Here is a 19,192-nt window from a genome sequence, read left to right as displayed (position 1 = left end):
TGACGCAAACGTGATTATCGTTCCGTCACCCTGAGCGCAACGAAGTGGAGCCGAAGGGTCTCACAAATAACAGGCTATCAAATAAAACAGAGATGCTTCGACTCCGCTGCGCTCAGCATGACGACAGAGAATAAACAGCATCATTAGAAACGCATCAAAAAGGATCAATCAACTATGAATTATTTAAATATGAAAACAAGATATTCCCTACAATACCTGCTGCCGGTGATCGCACTATTGGTTACGGCGGCCTCCTGTAAAGTAGGACAAGCCTACAAACGCCCGGAAGTAGCGCTGCCACAGGAATTTCGCGCAGTGGCCACGGCCGATACCAGCAGCATTGCCGATGTGGAGTGGAAGCAGTTCTTTACAGACCCTGCTTTGCAAACCCTCATCAGCAAGGGCATCGGTTATAACTACGACCTGCAGATTGCGCTAAAACGCGTAGCCGCAGCTGAGCAAACCTTAAAGCAGGCCAAACTGTTACAGCTGCCGCAGCTCAGCTTTAGCGTTACCGGGCAAACCACCAACCCGTCCAACAACAGTTTAAACGGGTTAAGCATCGGCAGCTTTATAAAAAAGCAGCATGTGGAAGATTTTAATGCCGCCCTTAACCTTACCTGGGAGGCCGACATCTGGGGTAAGATCCGCCGCCAGCAGGAAGCTACCATGGCCGGTTACCTGCAAACCTACGAGGCTTCAAAAGCCGTACAGACGCAGATCGTAGCCAGCATTGCACAGGGCTATTACAACCTGCTGATGCTGGATGAGCAGCTGAACATTGCCAAAAAGAACCTGGCATTAACCGACAGCACGCTCCGCTTTACCCAGCTGCAACGCAACGCAGGTGAGGTAACCACCCTGGCTGTGCAGCAGGTGGAAGCGCAAAAGCAATCCACGGCCCTGCTTATTCCCCAGCTGGAACAGAACATCGCCATACAGGAAAATGCCTTAAGCATTTTAACCGGCAGCCTGCCCGGCCCGGTGGAGCGGGGCAAGGGACTTTTTAACTCCGATGTGCCGCAATGGTTAACACCCGGCATTCCTTCCGCCATCCTTAGCCGCAGGCCGGATGTGCGCGCCAGGGAAATGGAGCTGATCACTGCCAATGCAAAGGCCGGCATTGCCCAGGCCAATATGTACCCCAGCCTGTCCATCACCGCGCAGGGCGGGTTAAACTCGTATTTGTCCAACAACTGGTTCAATATACCGGCATCGCTGTTTGGTACCTTGTTGGGTAATGTTACCCAACCCGTGTTTCAGCAGCGCCGGTTAAAGACGGAGCTGGAAACGGCAAAGATCCAGCGGGAGCAATCGGTGCTGGAGTTTCGCCAGTCCGTACTTACCGCCATTGGCGAAGTATCGGATGCCCTGGTAGCCACCGAAAAATTAAAGGAGCAAAAGACCATTGCCAGCAACCAGGCAGATACCTTACAGCTGGCTATAAAAAATGCGCGGCTGCTGTTTAAAAGCGGTATGGCCAATTATATAGAGGTGCTCTCCGCACAGTCCAATGTATTACAGTCGGAGCTCAACCTCGCCAACATTCACCGTTTGCAGCTGAGCGCTTCGGTAGACCTGTACCGCTCACTGGGCGGCGGATGGAAATAGTGCCACAGAGGCACTGAGACACTGAAAGCTTGGGGCATTTAAGACAACTGAAGAGTCTGGCAATTGAGCCGCTGCTGCAACATCAAGAAAATCTGTGCTTCTGTGTTTCAGTAGCAATAGCACAGCGTCATTTATAGTTACCACAAGGACGCTAAACACTGATATCTTTGGTTTTTTACCAATTGAGGCAGTTAAAGCATTCTGACCGCTGTTGAAGTATTAAAAACATCTGTGCTTCAGTGGCATAAAAAACAAGCGTTATGCAAACAACAGATATTACCAATAAGCGAACAAGGGTGGTACTCATTGCCATCCTTGGCTTATTGACCGCTATTGGTCCTTTTTCCATAGATATGTACCTGCCCGGCTTTCCGGCTATGGCAACCGACCTGCATACCTCCATCAATACCATCTCCTATTCCTTGTCCAGCTTCTTTATAGGGCTTTGTATAGGGCAGCTGATCAGCGGTCCGCTGCTGGACCGTTACGGCAGAAAACGCCCGCTCATCATCGGGCTGGTCATTTACATTGCCGCATCTATTGGTTGTGTGCTGGTGCGTACACCGGAGGCGCTGATTGTGTTGCGGTTCATCCAGGCCCTGGGCTGCTGCGTATCCATGGTAGCGCCGCGGGCCATTACCCGCGACCTGTTCCCGCTTCAGGATAATGCCAAAGTATTGTCCCTGCTCATTTTGTTGTTAGGGGTATCCCCCATCCTGGCGCCTACCTTTGGCAGCTACGTGGTGGCCTATTATCAATGGCAGGATGTATTTATTATACTGGCGCTGATCGCCGCCGCCACGCTGGCCGCCGTTATCTTCCGGTTCCGGGAAAGCCGGGCACCGGATGCATCCGTATCCTTAAAGCCGCGGCCCATACTCAACGCCTTTGGCGGGGTATTAAAAAATCCGCAGTTCTTTACCTATGCGTTTGCGGGTGGCGTTTCCTTTGCGGGGCTTTTTGCCTACCTCTCCGGCTCGCCCTTTTTATTTATGGAATACTTTGGTGTATCCAAAACCGCCTACGGCGCCATCTTTGCCGTTATTGCGGCGGGGCTTATCGGCAGCAGCCAGTTAAACGCGGTCTTATTAAAAAAATATTCGAGTGAGCAGCTGGTCACCGCGTCCATCCTGTTGCAGACCATCATCGGGTTTGTACTGCTGGCGGGTATTACCACCGGCGTTTTAGGACTGTATGGCACTATCGCCGTTATCTTTCTCCTTTTCTGCACATTGGGCATCAGTTCTCCCAATACAGCAGCGCTCAGCATCCTGCCTTTTAGTAAGGAGGCAGGGAGTGCCTCCGCATTGCTGGGTGCCCTGCAAATGGGGCTGGGTGCGCTGGCCGCGGGCCTTACGGGCGTTTTCGACAACGGCACACCCGCACCGGTGGCCATTATTATTGCCGCAAGCGGGTTGCTGGCGCTGATCATTTTGCTGGCTGGTCAGCGGCGGATAAAGCAGCTGCCGCAAACGGAAGCAGCTGCAGAAACGATTTCAGAACAGGCAGAGGAAGAGGCGTGTGTTATGGTATAGTAGTATGGATAAACTGAGGCAGCAAGTTGTCTGCATCTGTGCAACCAGCGGGATTTGTTCCCGCTGGTTTGTTTTTTAATACACTCGCGCCGTGCTGAACGGAACTTATTTACGCCATGCTGAGCGGGTCCCGCAACAGCGGGAGTAGCCGAAGCGGCCCTGTTATACAGAAGGCCCCGACAATCCAGAGACCCTTCCGCTCCGCTTCGCTACGGTCAGGGTGACGAAATAAAATCACACTCACGTCATGCTGAGCGGAGCGCAGCGGAGTCGAAGCATCCCTCTAACATCGAAAAGTCCAACAACGGTGAGACCCTTCGGCTTCACTCCGTTGCGCTCAGGGTGACGGACTACAATCACGTTTACGTCATGCTGAGCGGATCCAGCGACAGCAGGAGTAGCCGAAGCATCCCTATAATACAGAAGGTCCCGACAATCCAGAGACCCTTCCGCTCCGCTTCGCTACGGTCAGGGTGACGAAATAAAATCACACTCACGTCATGCTGAGCGGATCCCGCGATAGCGGGAGTAGTCGAAGCATCCCTCTAACATCGAAAAGTCCAACAACGGTGAGACCCTTCGGCTTCACTCCGTTGCGCTCAGGGTGACGAAACGATAATCACGCTTACGTCATGCTGAGCGAAGTGTAACGCAGTCGAAGCATCCCTGTAACATCGAAAAGTTCAACAACGCTGAGACCCTTCGGCTCCATTGCATTCCGCCCGGAGCGACGAAACAAAATTATTTTAGTAATTTGTATCATGCAAAAAGGAGGCTTCGTATACATACTAACAAACAAAACAAGAACGGTCCTCTATATCGGCGTCACGTCCAATCTCCGGGCACGGTTATGGGAACATGAACACCACGAAACACCCGGTAGCTTTACCGACAAGTACAATGTAACATTCCTCATTTATTACGAGTGGTTCGACACAATCAATTCGGCTATAGAACGGGAAAAACAGCTGAAAGGATGGGTTAGGAAAAAGAAAGAACAATTGATCGCACAAAAGAACCCGGATTGGAAGGTTTTTAATGAGGAAATTTCTAAGGAGATATATAGTCTTTTATATTGAATAATTATACTTCCGTCATGCTGAGCGAAGTGTAACGTATCCGAAGCATCCCTGTTATACGGAAGGCCACGGCAATCGTGAGACCCTTCGGCTCCACTCCGTTTCGCTCAGGGTGACGAAACATAGTTTACGTCATGCTGAGCGAATCCCGCGATAGCGGGAGTAGCCGAAGCATCTCTGTAACGCCGAAGGCCGCGACAATCCAGAGACCCTTCCGCTCCGCTTCGCTTCGGTCAGGGTGACGAAACAGGGCTCACGTCATGCTGAGCGAATCCCGCGATAGCGGGTGTAGCCGAAGCATCCCTGCAATACCGAAGGTCCCGACAATCCAGAGACCCTTCCGCTCCGCTTCGCTGCGGTCAGGGTGACGGACTACAAGCACGCTCGCGTCATGCTGAGCGAATCCCGCGATAGCGGGAGTAGCCGAAGCATCCCTGCAATACCGAAGGTCCCGACAATCCAGAGACCCTTCCGCTCCGCTTCGCTGCGGTCAGGGTGACGGACTACAAGCACGCTCGCGTCATGCTGAGCGAATCCCGCGATAGCGGGAGTAGCCGAAGCATCTCTGTAACGCCGAAGGTCGCTACAATTGCGAGACCCTTCGGCTTCATTACATTCCGCTCAGGGTGACGAAACATACTTTACGTCATGCTGAGCAAATCCCGGCGAAGGCCGGGAGTAGCCGAAGCATCCCTGCAATACCGAAGGTCCCGACAATCCAGAGACCCTTCCGCTCCGCTTCGCTTCGGTCAGGGTGACGGACTACAAGCACGCTCGCGTCATGCTGAGCGAATCCCGCGATAGCGGGAGTAGCCGAAGCATCCCTGTAACACAGAAGGTCGCTACAATTGCGAGACCCTTCGGCTTCATTACATTCCGCTCAGGGTGACGAAACAGGGTTTACGTCATGCTGAGCGAATCCCGCGATAGCGGGAGTAGCCGAAGCATCCCTGTTATACAGAAGGCCACGGCAATCGTGAGACCCTTCGGCTCCACTCCGTTCCGCTCAGGGTGACGAAACATAGTTTACGTCATGCTGAGCGGATCCCGCGATAGCGGGAGCAGCCGAAGCATCTCTGTAACACAGAAGGTCGCTACAATTGCGGGACCCTTCGGCTTCATTACATTCCGCTCAGGGTGACGAAACATAGCTTACGTCATGCTGAGCGGATCCCGCGATAGCGGGAGTAGCCGAAGCATCCCTGCAATACCGAAGGTCCCGACAATCCAGAGACCCTTCCGCTCCGCTTCGCTTCGGTCAGGGTGACGGACTACAAGCACGCTCGCGTCATGCTGAGCGAATCCCGCGATAGCGGGAGTAGCCGAAGCGGCCCTGTTATACAGAAGGCCACGGCAATCGCGAGACCCTTCGGCTTCACTTCGTTGCGCTCGGGGTTACGACATTGGGTTCGGGTCAGGGCGACCCACACAAGCATCGTTCGTCAGGCTCACCATGACAAGATAAAGCAGCCCCCTCACCCCTCCTTTACCAGCGCCGGCTTCAGATGCCCGCCTATATGCAATACCTCCCGCACATCTATTAAATGCGCGGCTTCCATTAGCCGGGTTAACTGCAAATACAGCTTTAACAGATCCAGCTCACAATCATTGGTACAGCTGGATAGCGCATAATTCAATACTTCTTTTATGTGGTGCTGCCACTGTACTGCATCCCCGTGCTTAAAAAAACGGCTGAATACTTTATAGGGATTCTGATACTCCCCGGCGGACAGGTTTTTGGGCAGGTAGTCCCATTCTGCACAGTTTGTACCGGGGCGGGCATACAGCCGCTTATCTGTAAACTGCCCCGGCTCAATTTTAAGGGCAGACGTTTTCTTTTGCCGGTACAGCTCCCAAGCGGCAAGGATCACAGAATTAACTGCATTAAACAGGTTGAGCACCGAGGCCGGTTCGTCTTTTTTATGCACTTTTTTGCGGTCTACGGAGCACAGCACCTGCCGGATGGTCATTTTTACAGAGCCGATGTCTGCAAAAATGAAACATTCTGCAAACACCTGATAGGGGTCGGCAACTATGGTGTAGGCCCAGCAATGGGTTTTAAACGGATCTTTTGGGGATTTGTTTTTCATGGATTTTGTTTTTAGGTGAACTATTGTTTCTCGTCATTCCGGCCGCAGCGTAGCGGAGGAATCTCTATGCCTATCAAAAGAAACCCTGCAGGTTTTACGTGCATAATCGATATTCTATTTTTTTCTTTTTCCACTTTTCCAATCGATGAAAAGTGGAGCAAAAATCTTGTCCGCCAGGAGGTGAATCCCGCCATTTGTTCTCCGCGGGGGGCGGGACCAGGGAAACCGGCGCTTCAGGCTTTGGCGACGGGCCACACACTTGCCTCGCTATCCGCCGCCGCCATTTCGCTTGCTTTCCCTTTTCACTGCCCGGCGGACGACCTTCTAAGAGAAAACACGTTCACCTTTTTGATTCTTTTTCATCGGGTGGGCTTTTCTTCCTTTGCTCCGGAACGGGATCACAGCGGCTGTCATCTGCAGGTAACGCAACATTTCTTTTTTACGTGGCGGATCTTCAGGGTGGCGAAACGGGGTTACCCCGCTCCGCCCGCGGATCTACCGTACCCGGAAAAGCCGTTACAATTTCCCCGGCGGCGGTGCTGATGACGGTAAGCACGCTTACCACGCGGCCGGTGGTATCATAGCCCAGCGGTGCGCCGGTATCCCACACGCGTTGCAGCAGATCGCTATCTGGCATAGGCGCGGGTGGCTGCTGGTAAGCATCCCGTATGGCGGCGGCAATAGCGGGGATGGGTAGCGTAAACTTACTGGCCAGCGGGTGGCGGGGTACTTTATAATAATGGCGCTCTAATATATGCGCCAGGGCTGTTGCGGTTAGGTACCAGCATTTGCGCAATAGTTTTTTACGGTTCCTTACCGGCAACTGCCCTATAAGCCCCTCCTGCAATTGTTGCAGCCAGCTTTGGGTATCTGCCAGCAGGAACAGTACTTGCAGCCACTGTGCTTCGTTAAAACAGGGGTTGGTGTTGGGTGCGGGTGTAGCAACGGCATTGTTCATATCAAATAGGTTTTTGGCCGGGCACCGCGCAAAAAAAGGCGTGGCGCTCAACTTACCGCTTTTGAGGCCCTGAGAAGCCCAGCACGCGGATAAGAGAGCCCACGCCTAGGTCGTGAGCCATTCATCTTATCATCTCGCGTGCTTAGAAATTTCTCAGGTTTCAAAAGCGAGATTCAAAGCGAATGCTTCAAATATTATTATGAAGTAATCGCAAAAATATTATTTCAGTACAAATATAATGATAGAAAATGAAATGTGAGCTATAACTCACTTTATTTTTTTTAACATTGCCGGACCTTGAAAATGTGAATAAACTTGAAAAGCGATACAATCAGGAAATTACCCTTTTGGGCGAGCGCCTCCGAAAACTTCGGGAGCAGAAAAAGTTAACACAACTCGATATGGAAATTAATTCCGGAATTAACAGAACCGAAATTAGCAGGATAGAGAATGGACAAAAAAACATTGAATTTCTTACGCTTGTTAAATTGGCTATTGCTTTGGATGCTGAACTAGAAGATTTTTTTTCCGAATAATTTTAGCCTCAGAAGTATATTCTAAAAATTGATAGTCCTTGAGTTTGAGGATTGATTTGTATAGAGACTATTTTCAAAATGTCTCTTTGCCGCCGTAGTGTAAATAATGAAAATATCTCAATGCATTTATGCAATGTTGTCCCCAGTGATGAGTAAATCCCCACTTTAATTGCCATAAAGCATCTTCAACCGCTTCATCCGTTCCAATCGTATCGATTTTTAATAGCTCAACTTTTAGATCGTGATAAATGTCTGCGAAGTCGTCAACCAGCCAGCCTTGCGTTGCCTCTCTGCCATCCTTTTCTGAATATACTGGATCAAAAATTTCCCAATAAAAAGCCTCTACTCCCAGTTCAGAAATAAGCCCAATATTCCTATTTTCAAAAATTGTATCCCGGTCAAAATTACTTTCAGCTGACGAATACTTTAATCCAATTCGCTCAAGTTTATTGCCCGCAGCATAAAGGTCAATCAAGGCCGTATGAGCCAAACTATAAAACTTCCCCTTGTCGATACTTCCGTTTTCAAGGAGCTCAATAAACTGCCGCACTGATTTCAGAAAAGTTTGTGTTGTCTCCTTTTCCAAAAATCCCTTCAGGTCTGTCGATAGGCTTTGTGTCATATGCAATTATTATAATAAGAGCTCAGGTATTTATAAAGAACGCAAGATAAATGTTGATCACAGCAAAACTAGTGATTTTTAAAAAGGCAAGTTAATGTTCAAATGCTAACCATTCTTGAACTTGCTAAAAGAATAGGTATTCATCCCAAAAAGTTGCTAGATTTTGAATTTGAGGTGGAGGAATGAATTCGTTTATTATGTAAAAAAAACAAAATTTCAGAAATCATTTTTCACCCATCTGAAGCTGTGGATATTCGCTAAATCAATTCTCATAATGTATTCGTCTTCTCCTATGTACTCATTCAATATTCTTTCAGGAAATCCCCATCCTCCGGAATCTTTCGCTTTTGCCAATACATAACCGAGAGGGTAAAATGTATGTTTAAACTTACCAGTCATGTAAAATTTCTTCTCAAATCTAAGTGCTTCCTTTGTGTCACAAATTATTAATATGCCTCTGCCTCCGCTAAATCTTCTTGCACATTCTAATCGCCCGGTAAAACTTGCTATTCTCCCCTTTTTGGATAATCTTTCGCACGCCCGAAACAAAATCGGGTTCGTCTTTGGGAAGTAGCTCCTTAAAACAATGTCCCATACATCAAAAAAAGCCTTCCTTTTTTCACCGGGACCTGTAAGAATCCAATTGCAAATGAAGCTTCTCGTTGGGTCAGTTATACTCGCGTCTTTTTGCAATATATCAATCAGATTTTGAGCTATTTCCCATTTTTGGTCTTTTGACAATCTATATTGAAATCTGTCATTCATATAATTAAAAAACTTTACACATCAGTACGCTCAATCAAAAATCATACTGTTTTTTCCTATTTAAATTGTTGATAACTGACGAACTCAGGAAATCCATTGGCAGTCCGGCGTTGCTTTGGCAAATACTTTTGTTGGCAGCAGGCGTTTGAACGGAATACTCGTCGAGATCTTTTGTAAACTTCAACTTCTTTCTCAAATAAATTTTGCCTCGTCTTTTAAATTTAATGCTCCACAGTTGCACCTAACATATTCAACATTTTCAACAACTTCATAGTGGCAGTATGACTTACAAGTTTGGCAATAAATTTCAGCTTCGATTTCAAGCCACTTCTTGTAGATCGTTTCTATTTCTGACGAGCTAAATTGATTTGCTTCGTTTTTATAGTGTGCACAGTAATTTCTGAAAATTGTTCCCTGCTCAAATTCGGTAAATAGTTTGGAAAGCTTGTGTTGCTTGTTGGGCATTTTAAGTTTGTCTTTGAACCTTTTGACTAATGGGTCATAAAATTCCGAAAGAGTATAAACATTCTCGAGTTTATAGCGAATTGGTGTTTGTAAATTTTGATTTACAATTCCGAAAATCATTTCAAGATATCTACCCAATTTTTGTCCTGCACCTATCGCATCATCATCGTCAATTAACTTTTGAATTTCTTCACTATAGTTGTTGGAAAAAATACATCTTGGCCCTGTGGTATAATCCCAACTTGCAAATTTGTATCTATTCCATTGCGGAAAATCTTTTTGAACTGTATCAAAGAATATTTGATCATGTGTAAGTATTAAAAATTGAAAATCATTAAATTTTGCAGCAAGAAGTTGAGATACTCTAGGCCTTTTAAATGAATCAAAACTATTCACTACGTCATCTAGTATTATAAATTTAAATTCATCGTTGAAATACTTTACGGCTGAAAGAAAAATCGCTAACCCAAAACTATTTACTTGACTTTCACTCATAAATTTATAAGCTGGTGAGATTTTCTCATTGACAAATTCAATTTCTAATTCAACCGCCTTATCTCTGCCTGTTACCAATTTAATTTCCGGATTCTTTAGAAACTGATTAGTAGATTCTAAAAAATTGTAACACTCGACTACATCAGTTTGAATGGCAGAAAATGTATCCTGAATTTGTGTTTGAATGTGAGTAGTTAGCTTTGCAAATAGCAAATCAAGTTGTGTGCATATACTTGTGAGGTAAGTAACTTTTTTATCATTTTTTAGGAAACTTGTGTATGCTGCTATTATTTGAATAATATTTCCAAGATCTGTGGCTAGATTCTTGGTATTTTCGTCCTCTGACAAGTCATTAATTTTATCAGTAACTATTTTTTTGTTAGCGACTTCGTCGTTGCTTATCGAATCGATTTTTACAATGTCTTCTTGTGTACTTAAACCTAATACTTCCAGGTCTTTAAGATCCTTTTTTAATTCTGCAATGCTAAGTGGCACCTGTGTTGACAACATTGCTATATCAACAAAAAAGGTATTTAGCGTTGTTAAAACTTTTTCTCCCGACTCAGCTTGAATGATTCCAATTTTTTTGAGAATGAGTTCTAGTTTTTTAATCAGTTCCTCTCTTTTTGCTATATAGTCAATTTTCTTTTTATTAAGTTCCTCTAATGCCTTATGCTTTTGGGAAATGTGTTGCTCTAGGTCTCCTTCAAATCGAGTATCACATACAGGACATATAGACTTGTCGTCTAACTTTGAAAGTGTCTCCGTTGCTGCCTCATATAATTTTAGAAGAATTAATTTCGTAATATTTGCCTCATCCTCTTTCAATTCTTGGAATACGGTTTCAATATCGATGCAATTCTGTTTGGCTTTAGGTAAAGAATAAAACTGATTTAATTTATGTTGAAAAGCTTTCCATTCAGCAAGTTCGGCTGCTATTGGGTTAGACTGTACAATTTTAGAAAGTGCGTCTTTTACTTTGTATGCTTCCTTAAAGTCTACAATTTCTTTTATGTTATACTTCTTTGCAATTTCATTTATGAATGCCAATACATATAAATCGTTTACGTCACTGTCGCCAGCTATTTTGTTTATTATTGATTTATTTTCGGAAAGTTGAGTTTGAAATTGCTGTAACAGATTTGATATCCTTGTCGAGCTTGCTTGTATATCTGCCTGGTTTTTTGTAAACTTTTCCAGTCCGAAAAACTTTGCGATGTATTTGTATTTATCTCCTTTCGTTTTAAAAACAAATTCCTGAAGGTCAGAATACCTTAAATAATTCGGATATACTGTATGTGTTTTAAAATCAGAATATTGCCCCGAAAATATTGGTGCTGTAATTTTCGATTTATTAAAAATAGATTTCACTGAATTTATTGCTGGATGAGTGAAGTCTACATTTATATAGACATTATCCCCATTACTTAGTTTATGGGGGTAATCTCTTTCTGATACACCTTCCTTGGTTAAATATTCTATTTTAGCATTTATGAGCCATTCCCAACTGTCAACAATTGAACTTTTCCCTGTTCCATTTCGTCCATAAATTAATGCTGATGTTGCATTCCTTCCTTTAATAAAATCAATTATCACTGGCGATTTGATTCCTCTAAAGTTTTCAATTGTGATTTTATTGATTTTCAACATTGATTTCAGGTTTTAATAGTTCATCGATGTCATTTTCAAATTTCCGTAAGCCTATATTGATTTTCTTTTCAAATTCAAGTCCGTTAAAACCTGCATCTGTGAAAAACGGTTCCAGTTTTGTGATGAATACCTCTAAATCAGGTTCCTCATTTTTTGTATGTAAAAGCCAACTTTTGAAATCCATATGCTTTTGATTGAATGGGTGTTAAAAGGAGTATAGTGTTGAATACGATTACTTGTAACTTTCCGATTCTGCAATTACTAAACGTTTATAGTCGTTTGTAAACGCTTAAATACGGCTATATAATAGTTTTTATTAGTTAAAAATTTTAATAGTTCCGCAACCGTTCTGGTTTTCGAGCTTTAGCAGTTTAATTTTTCCAAATGGTTGTTTTGCTAATATACATATTTTTTTTATTTACTAAAAGCCATCTCCGGCGGTTTGTACAAATATATTCCTCTACAGCAGCACATTTTTACGGAAACCCGTAAGGGAGATTATTGCTAAGATATGAAGGATCGGGCGGGTGGGCCGGCGTGTACTTGCATTGGGGGACATTAGGACCGGGGGGAAATGGGGCACGTATTTACGTTTGGAGGACGCGGGACACGGGGCGCTAAACTGATGCTCCCGATCGCTATCGGGACACCGCAGCACAAGTGAGTGATCCCGCTTTCAGCGGGATATCGATGCTCCCGATAGCTATCGGGATACTACAGCACAAGAGTGCGACGCAAGACCGTTGCCATACGCACTGCAGCCGGGACAATATTTATATACCAACAAAAAAGCATTTTTACGGAGAACCGTAAGGGGGTAGTGTCTTAGTCGCTGATGGGTAATACTGAAGGCCGTTTGGCACTCACATAAAAAATGCAGCCATTTAAAGTCTGCAAAACACACTCAAAAAAAAGTTCCGGAAACCCTTATAAGAACGGCAACCGGCGGTTGTCCGGCGGCGATGCTATGTTGCGGCGATGCCGGGGTACCGGGCTATCTATTTTTCTATGAACCGTTTTGTTGAGGCCCTTACCGCTGCGCGCCTGAACGGATCCTATATCAAATTACTCAACCAGCTGTCAAAAACGCCTTTATGGATCTTTGGCGATTTTGGACTACAGCCGCTCACCCATGATATGAGGATGACACTGTTACAGATACCGGAAGATCGCTACGCGAATGGCTCTACCACTATTGCTTCCCAATTACCGGTGTTGCCAGCATCTGCCGCCACCAGCAACTACTCTTTTGCAATATCCCCCTGATTTGTTTTTTGCACCACATACAGACGAACTCGAAGAAGTACCTCCATTTTGATCGCTTCCCCCTGGTGAAGTTGACGGTATATAACTTCCGAAACTAGAGGTGCCATTACCATTAACCGTACTGTAGGTAATCTCTGCACGATTATAGCCAAGATCTCCATAAACCACCTCCCCATCTTTCAGAATGTATGCCTGAATAGACTGATAGCCCGGTAAAGTTGTGACAACACTTAGCTTGAGGTTTGATGGTGTTTTCCCCAGGATATTAAAACTCCATTTACCGGTATTATTTCTTACAGTCCTGCTTTCACCATTTAAATCATTATAAGTTATATTACACAAATCGCAATGAACTTCGTAAGCAAAAACTGTTGGAGTGGACTCCGGTTGCTTTTGCAAGTCATTGGTTGCTTTCTTACAAGATCCCAGAAAAAATAGCAGCATGAACAGTTTAAAAAATATGGGCAATGTGCTAACTCGAAATTTCGCGAACATCATAATCATAAGTATTTTTTTTATTGCACGAAACTATGAAATGCGGTAGCTGGCATTTTACGGATTTCCGTAAAGGAGGTATTGCTTTGCAAATGCAGCGGGTGGTGGTGTATATGCATGCATTGGTGGGACTGGGAGACCTGGGGGACATGCGGGCGATGCTGTGGGCGGTGCCGATGGCACTCCCCCGCTCCGTAGCCGGTTTTGGCTTCCGGAATAAATTCCGGAGTTGTAAAGACGTGGCCAGGCCGATGGTCTTTGATGTGGGTTGTTCCGGTATTGGGGCGCGGGTACCGCATTGGCGGGGCTGGCAGATCCGGGATTGGTGCTCAGTGACGGCGGGCACATATCAAAGACCTGCGCCGGTGAGCGATATAAGCCTTATAGCAGATTCAAGGTCTTTATCACCCCCCCAAGGAGATCGTTAAAGGATTTTGCGGGCCTGTAATCAGGAGTAACACACCTGTCCTTAGTTTTTTGTGCTGGACTAACTAAGTATAAACGATACCTGGAGATCATTGTTAGCAGCCCGGAATTGGGTAACAAAAAATAGCTATAGCCTCTGCCGGAACCTCCCGATAGTGAACCGGGAGCGTTTTCGCCAATCAAAATTCCCCTCCTATTTTGTTTTACCAATGATGCAAATTGCGGCGCGGCAGACGTGGTAAGGCCGTCTATTAAAACATACAGCTTCCCTGAAAAGCTATTAGGCTTATACGATTGATAACCCAGCCCAAAAAATTGCTGGTAAGGGGTGGTGGAATCACTGGTATGATATTTACCTGTGTTTTTCACAAATGTGTATTTCACCCCTCTTTCTCTATCCTCATCATAGGTTTTTTGATTGGCTTCCATCGCATAGAGAAATCTAAACGGTTTATTTGTGAGGTAAGCATACAGGTAACTTGCATTTTCGCTTTCTCCGCCTCCATTATTTCTAATGTCAATGATCAGGTTATTAATTTTTCTTTCTTTTATTTCAGCAAAGGCGGAATCGATAAATGGCCTGAATTGTTCATTAGCTTCCCGCAAAACATCATTTTGAAACCACTTGATTGTTAGTATAGCAATATTTTTTGGGGCATCAATAGATAAAGCAAGGTAAGGGGCCTGCGGAAACAGCGATTTTAAATGAGGAAACTTTTGTTGATTTTCACCTCGTCTTGTCTTTATTACGGAGAAGGGCTCCGCGCGAACTGTTTTAGTTTGTGACGGCTTATTGTTAAATGTGTATTCTACTTTAAAAGCCTTAGAGTAACCGTAATTCAAATGATATTGAAAGGCAAATCGCTGTTCCACCCTTTTCAATTTTAAGGTTTCATTTGCGCCCTCATCTGAAAAACAGCTTTGCATTTTTCTTAGTACTTCGTCAACCGGTTGGTTATTGATTTTCAAAATCCTGCTTCCCGCCCTGATGCTGCTGTCAGCACTGTTATTGCTTGCTATATAAACCTTTTTGTCAACAATTCGCACGTCAAAAGGAAATAGCTTACTTTCTGTTGCTAAATAACTATGTGATTCCTCGGGCAGCTCTATTGTTGTATGAATGTCGCCTACCTTGCTAACCAAGGGCGCAACAATGGTATAAAACGCTGTTTGGGTTAATGGCCGGTCTATAAATTTATCTGCATTCTTAAATGCCTGGTCAAAGCTGGCTTTATTGATATATCTGTAAAGCGCGGGATGAATAATTTCCAGACTGTCTTTTAAAATGGCCAAGTCCTTTTTCAATTCGGGAACCGAATATTTTCTATTGAAATCAAAGGAAGGACTGGTATCAACCTGCGCATAACAGGTCACCACTGTAAAAAATAAAATGATATTTATTATCACTGGCCGCATATCTAAGCTGTATTGCAATGTTTTTTAATGAATGTTTTCGTTTGTTATTTGTTGTTATGCTAAAATAATGCTTTTTGTAACCATATGCCGGCATTGGTGGGACGGGGAACCAGGGGACATGCGGGCGCCGCTATGGGCCGTGCCCGCCCGGCCGGTCAGGTCATCCCCGTCCGTACCGGCACGGGCGGGCGGGCAGGCCGATGGCACTCCCCGCTCCGGAATATGTTTTGGCCCCGGGAAGAAATTCCGGTGTTGTAACTACCTGCCGGGCCAATGGCCCTTTGGGAGTTGGTACCGGTATTGGGCAGATCTGCGGATGGGCGCTCAATAGCCGCCACTTGCACTGCAGCACAAGTGAGTGACACCCGTCCGAATGGCTCGTCCGGGCGGGCAACAAAGCAGCCACCGGCACTGCCGCTGGGCTAATATATATAGGCTAACAAAAAACATTTTTAAGGAAACCCGTAAGAGAAAATTGTTGCAAAAATTTGAGGCGTTTGGGGGTTAGCATAACGCATATCTGTATTGGTGAAACATGGGGCTCAAGCGCGCGGAGGGCAGCTACCCAAATTGAAAAATGGCCTTTGCAGGCCGCTTATTTTATTGTTGGAACTAAATTTTAATAGACAACTGCAAATGCCCGCCTAGCCCCAATTCTACAATTTTTTGCAGGGTAGATATTCTTACATCCTTAATATTGTTCTCTACTTTGGAAATATAGCCTTTGTTGGTTCCAATTTTTTCAGCCAATTGCTCTTGGGTAAGTCCTTTTTCAATACGGGCCTGTTGCAGCAAAAAGCCCAGTTTAAATGCCTCAAACCCGGTTTCGAACCGGTCTCTTTTTTTGGTGCCCCGTTTCCCATATTGTTCGTCAACAAATTGGTCGAGCGATTTTAAATTATTCTTCGTTTTCATTCGTTTATTTTTTAGTGGTCTGATGCCCGCCTGACCAAACGCCCGCCCGCCGGTACGGACGGGGGCAGGAAACTTCATAAATAATTATTTTCCTGTGTGAAAAAAATCTATCCAGCTACGTTTCATACTCCCTTTTTATTTTAAGTGCTTTTTCTATTTCAGCCCTGGGTGTTTTTTGAGTTTTCTTTTGAAAACCGTTGGCCAAAACCACTAATTTCCCCTCATCAAAAAAACAAAAGATCCTAAAAATATCATTTCCTGCCTGTACCCTTATTTCATAAAGCCCATCGGTTCCTTCCAGATGTTTAAGATAATCGGCAGGAACTTGTTCTATTGTTTCAATTAATCGAAACGTCCAAATTATCTTGTCTTTTACCTTTTGGGTTAGCTTACTGTAGAAATCTGTAAAATAGTTTTTATACAGATGGATATGTCTGATTTTTGGTTCTTCCATAGCCGTTGCAAAGATAATAAAAGTTGTCTTTTTGTACAACTTTTGAATTTTGATGAAATAGTAAAAACTTTATTTATTGGGCGACCGTTTTTGATTTTCTGTTTTTCAATGGTACCTGTTTTTCAAATACCGGCTGCTTTGCTAATATATTTATTTTTTTGCAATTAATAAAAATTCACCCTCGCGGTTTATGCAAATGTATTCCCCTGCATGAAAGCCGCTTTACGGAAAACCGCAAGGGGGGTATTGCTTTGCAAATACGGTGGGTGGTGGTGTATATACTTGCATTGGTGGGACGGGGGAGATGAGGGCGATGCTATGGGCCGTGCCTTTGGCACTCCCCCGCTCCGTAGCCGGTTTTAGCCTCCGGAATAAATTCCGGTGTTATAGTGATCTGCCGGGCCGGTGCCCCTTTTTTTGGGGGGAGGGTGTAGGTGCTGCATTGGCAGGACGGGTGGGTATCTTATAACACTGCGCCGGTGCTGATGCACCTGGTGTTTCATTTGGTAACGCTTTAATACCAGTTGCTTTGCCAATTATTTTTTCCTGATATACTCGAACGTGTATTTACCAGAGTACTTGCCTTTCGAAAAATCTTCCTGTTTGATCATTTCACCCAAATGGTTATAATAAAGTTTATGAGAAAACCCGTCAGTACTGCTCGTTCCCTCAATCTGACCATAAGAATTATAAACCAATTCTCTTTCCCTATTTGCGTTTGCATAAAATTGTAAATACTCTTTAGACATTGTGTTTTTTATTGAGTACATTTTACCCTCTTTATACGTAAAGGTGATCGTTTGTATACCCGGTTCTTCTATTTTAGAGAGGCAGCGATCTGCATTATAGGTATAGGTTGCCACAAGCTTTTTATTCTCAAATCGTTCTTTAAGCCGTTGAGGATTGTATATCATGGATACTGAAAGCGGAAGTGTGTCTTGTTTTTCGAGCAACCCTTTTTCACCATATTTTCTTACAATTGTTTCCAATTGATATAAAAAGCCATTTTTCACTTCATACGTGTAGTATCTTATAGAAAAATAGTCGGCTTCTGAAGGCAGATTTGTTTTAGGGTCTCGGAGGCCACTTATTTCTTTGCTGATATACCCCAGGGAATCAAAGTACAGATAATTGACTAGTCCAAGTTTTGTAGTATCATCATCAATGTATTCCCTTTCAATGATCTTGATTATGCTGTTTTTCTTTATCCATTCCGGATTAAAGTCAACACCTGTGAAACCGTAATAAGCAGGTGTAAGACAGTTCTGAGCGTTTATAGAAGATATACTAAAGAATAAAAGTATTATTGCCAGCACACGTCTCATACAGTTGTTTTAAATGGTTATTGTTGCTGCTAATGTATTCATTTTTTGCAGTTTTTTAAAATTCTGTTTGCAGGTGGTGCATATACAGCGTTGATGGAACATGAAGATCCCGCGGACATGTCGGTTCCTCTATGGGCCGTGCCGATGGCACTCCCCCGCTCCATAGCCGGTTTGGGCTTCCGGAATAAATTCCGGTGTTATAGTGATCTGCCGGCCGGTGGCCCTTTGGAGATGGCGATGCACGCGCTGCATTGGTGGGAACCGGAGGATTTTGCAGGATGGTCGGGTGCGCCTACGGGCTATGCCGATGACACTCCGGCGTATCACCAGTCATCCTTGTCCCAACAACAAACAAGCAGATGCCACCTGCACTGCAGCACAAGAGTGCGATCCCGCTTTCAGCGGGACAGGCTCAGTACCGCTGCCGCCGGGGCCATAAAAATTATTTTAATTATCTGTATAAAGATGCTGATTGCTGCCGGGAGCAACTATTTCCCCTGCCACTGTATGTCAGTTTACCAATTCCGTCTGTAATTTGCCCAATACGTATTTTTCAAGTTTTACAATATCTCCTTGGTTGTTATAGTAGAACCTGAAGCTATCTATACTATTAATTGTTTCGTTAAGTTGTTCAACCTGTCCCTTTGCATTGTAGGTTACGCTGTAGCTGTAAGGGAAGCTTGAACATAAGAAGCAACCTGAATAGGTATATTTGGTGACACGTCCCAGATGGTCGTAGGTGTACGTGTTTTCCCAATTACCTTTATCCTCCTTTTTGCCATTTGGATTTCGCCAAACGGATATGGTCCTGTTTTTAAGCGCTTCGTCTGTAAACTTACCGGGCAGGTAATAGGGAAAGTTGAAGTGTTTTCTAAAAAAATAAATGTCAACCGGCTCCTGGGTTACTTTTATGGTGTCGTAGCGCTGCCGGTAGAAGTTGCCATTGCTATATTCCGTTTTCCTGAAAATTTTCACCGTTTCCGTCTGAGCAACGGCATGGACTGCTAAAAATGGGATGATCGCCATTAATAAATATCTCATAACTGCGGATTTATAGTAGTGATTAAGGATTTACTGGTTTGTTGTTGC

Annotated in this window: 18 protein-coding genes; 6 read left to right on the top strand and 12 right to left on the bottom strand. The window is 44.6% G+C overall.

The features are described 5' to 3' along the window. Positions 1-174 precede the first annotated feature (174 nt). From B160_RS0101485 to B160_RS0101475, 3 genes are all read left to right on the top strand, one after another. A complete protein-coding gene (locus tag B160_RS0101485; protein ID WP_018626069.1) occupies positions 175-1,611 on the top strand; it encodes an efflux transporter outer membrane subunit in 1,437 nt (478 codons plus the stop codon). A 260-nt stretch (positions 1,612-1,871) separates the two neighbouring features. Beyond that, positions 1,872-3,146 carry a multidrug effflux MFS transporter gene (locus tag B160_RS0101480; protein ID WP_018626068.1) on the top strand — a complete coding sequence of 425 codons (1,275 nt, stop codon included), beginning with the start codon at positions 1,872-1,874 and terminating at the stop codon, positions 3,144-3,146. A 761-nt stretch (positions 3,147-3,907) separates the two neighbouring features. Continuing rightward, complete coding sequence (locus tag B160_RS0101475; protein ID WP_018626067.1) at positions 3,908-4,225, top strand: GIY-YIG nuclease family protein; 318 nt, start codon at positions 3,908-3,910, stop codon at positions 4,223-4,225. A 1,475-nt stretch (positions 4,226-5,700) separates the two neighbouring features. Here B160_RS0101475 and B160_RS0101470 read toward each other — a convergent pair. Beyond that, positions 5,701-6,315 (bottom strand): hypothetical protein, encoded by a 615-nt coding sequence (locus B160_RS0101470; RefSeq protein ID WP_018626066.1) that lies wholly within the window; start codon positions 6,313-6,315, stop codon positions 5,701-5,703. A 454-nt stretch (positions 6,316-6,769) separates the two neighbouring features. Continuing rightward, positions 6,770-7,273, bottom strand: a complete 504-nt coding sequence (locus B160_RS0101460; RefSeq protein ID WP_051107118.1) for a hypothetical protein — start codon at positions 7,271-7,273, stop codon at positions 6,770-6,772. A 305-nt stretch (positions 7,274-7,578) separates the two neighbouring features. On the opposite strand from B160_RS0101460, the gene B160_RS0101455 reads away from it, so the two are divergent. Beyond that, a complete protein-coding gene (locus B160_RS0101455) occupies positions 7,579-7,809 on the top strand; it encodes a helix-turn-helix domain-containing protein (protein ID WP_169539976.1) in 231 nt (76 codons plus the stop codon). Between the two features lie 73 nt (positions 7,810-7,882). Here the strand turns inward: B160_RS0101455 and B160_RS0101450 are convergent, their stop codons facing one another. The 4 genes from B160_RS0101450 to B160_RS0101425 all read right to left on the bottom strand — a co-directional run bounded on the left by B160_RS0101450 (position 7,883) and on the right by B160_RS0101425 (position 11,990). Beyond that, on the bottom strand, positions 7,883-8,431 hold the full coding sequence (locus tag B160_RS0101450) for a DUF5063 domain-containing protein (protein ID WP_018626062.1): 549 nt from the start codon (positions 8,429-8,431) through the stop codon (positions 7,883-7,885). A gap of 216 nt (positions 8,432-8,647) precedes the next feature. Further along, positions 8,648-9,196 carry a hypothetical protein gene (locus B160_RS0101440; RefSeq protein ID WP_018626061.1) on the bottom strand — a complete coding sequence of 183 codons (549 nt, stop codon included), beginning with the start codon at positions 9,194-9,196 and terminating at the stop codon, positions 8,648-8,650. Between the two features lie 192 nt (positions 9,197-9,388). Further along, positions 9,389-11,806: an AAA family ATPase gene (locus B160_RS0101430; protein ID WP_018626059.1), complete on the bottom strand. Its 2,418-nt coding sequence runs from the start codon at positions 11,804-11,806 to the stop codon at positions 9,389-9,391. Then, a complete protein-coding gene (locus tag B160_RS0101425; RefSeq protein WP_018626058.1) occupies positions 11,790-11,990 on the bottom strand; it encodes a hypothetical protein in 201 nt (66 codons plus the stop codon). Before B160_RS0101425 ends, B160_RS0101430 begins: the two co-directional genes overlap by 17 nt. Before the next feature lie 824 nt (positions 11,991-12,814). Between B160_RS0101425 and B160_RS28150 the strand changes: the two genes are divergently transcribed. Next, positions 12,815-13,072, top strand: coding sequence for an ATP-binding protein (locus tag B160_RS28150; protein WP_211218029.1), 258 nt, complete (start codon positions 12,815-12,817; stop codon positions 13,070-13,072). Here B160_RS28150 and B160_RS31495 read toward each other — a convergent pair. Then, a complete protein-coding gene (locus B160_RS31495) occupies positions 13,013-13,576 on the bottom strand; it encodes a hypothetical protein (protein WP_157557846.1) in 564 nt (187 codons plus the stop codon). The genes B160_RS28150 and B160_RS31495 overlap by 60 nt on opposite strands. Positions 13,577-13,602: 26 nt before the next feature. Here B160_RS31495 and B160_RS31490 point away from each other — a divergent pair, with 26 nt between their 5' ends. Next, positions 13,603-13,995: a hypothetical protein gene (locus B160_RS31490; RefSeq protein ID WP_157557845.1), complete on the top strand. Its 393-nt coding sequence runs from the start codon at positions 13,603-13,605 to the stop codon at positions 13,993-13,995. Here B160_RS31490 and B160_RS0101415 read toward each other — a convergent pair. From B160_RS0101415 to B160_RS0101380, 5 genes are all read right to left on the bottom strand, one after another. Beyond that, positions 13,949-15,409 (bottom strand): S41 family peptidase, encoded by a 1,461-nt coding sequence (locus tag B160_RS0101415; protein ID WP_018626056.1) that lies wholly within the window; start codon positions 15,407-15,409, stop codon positions 13,949-13,951. The genes B160_RS31490 and B160_RS0101415 overlap by 47 nt on opposite strands. A 612-nt stretch (positions 15,410-16,021) precedes the next feature. After that, positions 16,022-16,324 (bottom strand): helix-turn-helix domain-containing protein, encoded by a 303-nt coding sequence (locus B160_RS0101405; protein ID WP_018626054.1) that lies wholly within the window; start codon positions 16,322-16,324, stop codon positions 16,022-16,024. A 115-nt stretch (positions 16,325-16,439) separates the two neighbouring features. Further along, complete coding sequence (locus B160_RS0101400) at positions 16,440-16,817, bottom strand: type II toxin-antitoxin system RelE/ParE family toxin (RefSeq protein ID WP_018626053.1); 378 nt, start codon at positions 16,815-16,817, stop codon at positions 16,440-16,442. Positions 16,818-17,314: 497 nt separating this feature from the next. After that, entirely contained in the window at positions 17,315-18,103 is a 789-nt protein-coding gene (locus B160_RS0101390) for a hypothetical protein (protein WP_018626051.1), read from the bottom strand. A gap of 510 nt (positions 18,104-18,613) precedes the next feature. Continuing rightward, on the bottom strand, positions 18,614-19,144 hold the full coding sequence (locus B160_RS0101380) for a hypothetical protein (RefSeq protein ID WP_157557843.1): 531 nt from the start codon (positions 19,142-19,144) through the stop codon (positions 18,614-18,616). Between the last annotated feature and the right edge of the window lie 48 nt (positions 19,145-19,192).

The sequence above is a fragment of the Niabella aurantiaca DSM 17617 genome (assembly GCF_000374125.1).
GTDB classification, from domain to species: domain Bacteria; phylum Bacteroidota; class Bacteroidia; order Chitinophagales; family Chitinophagaceae; genus Niabella; species Niabella aurantiaca.
This window is presented reverse-complemented; position numbering and strand designations above follow the sequence as displayed.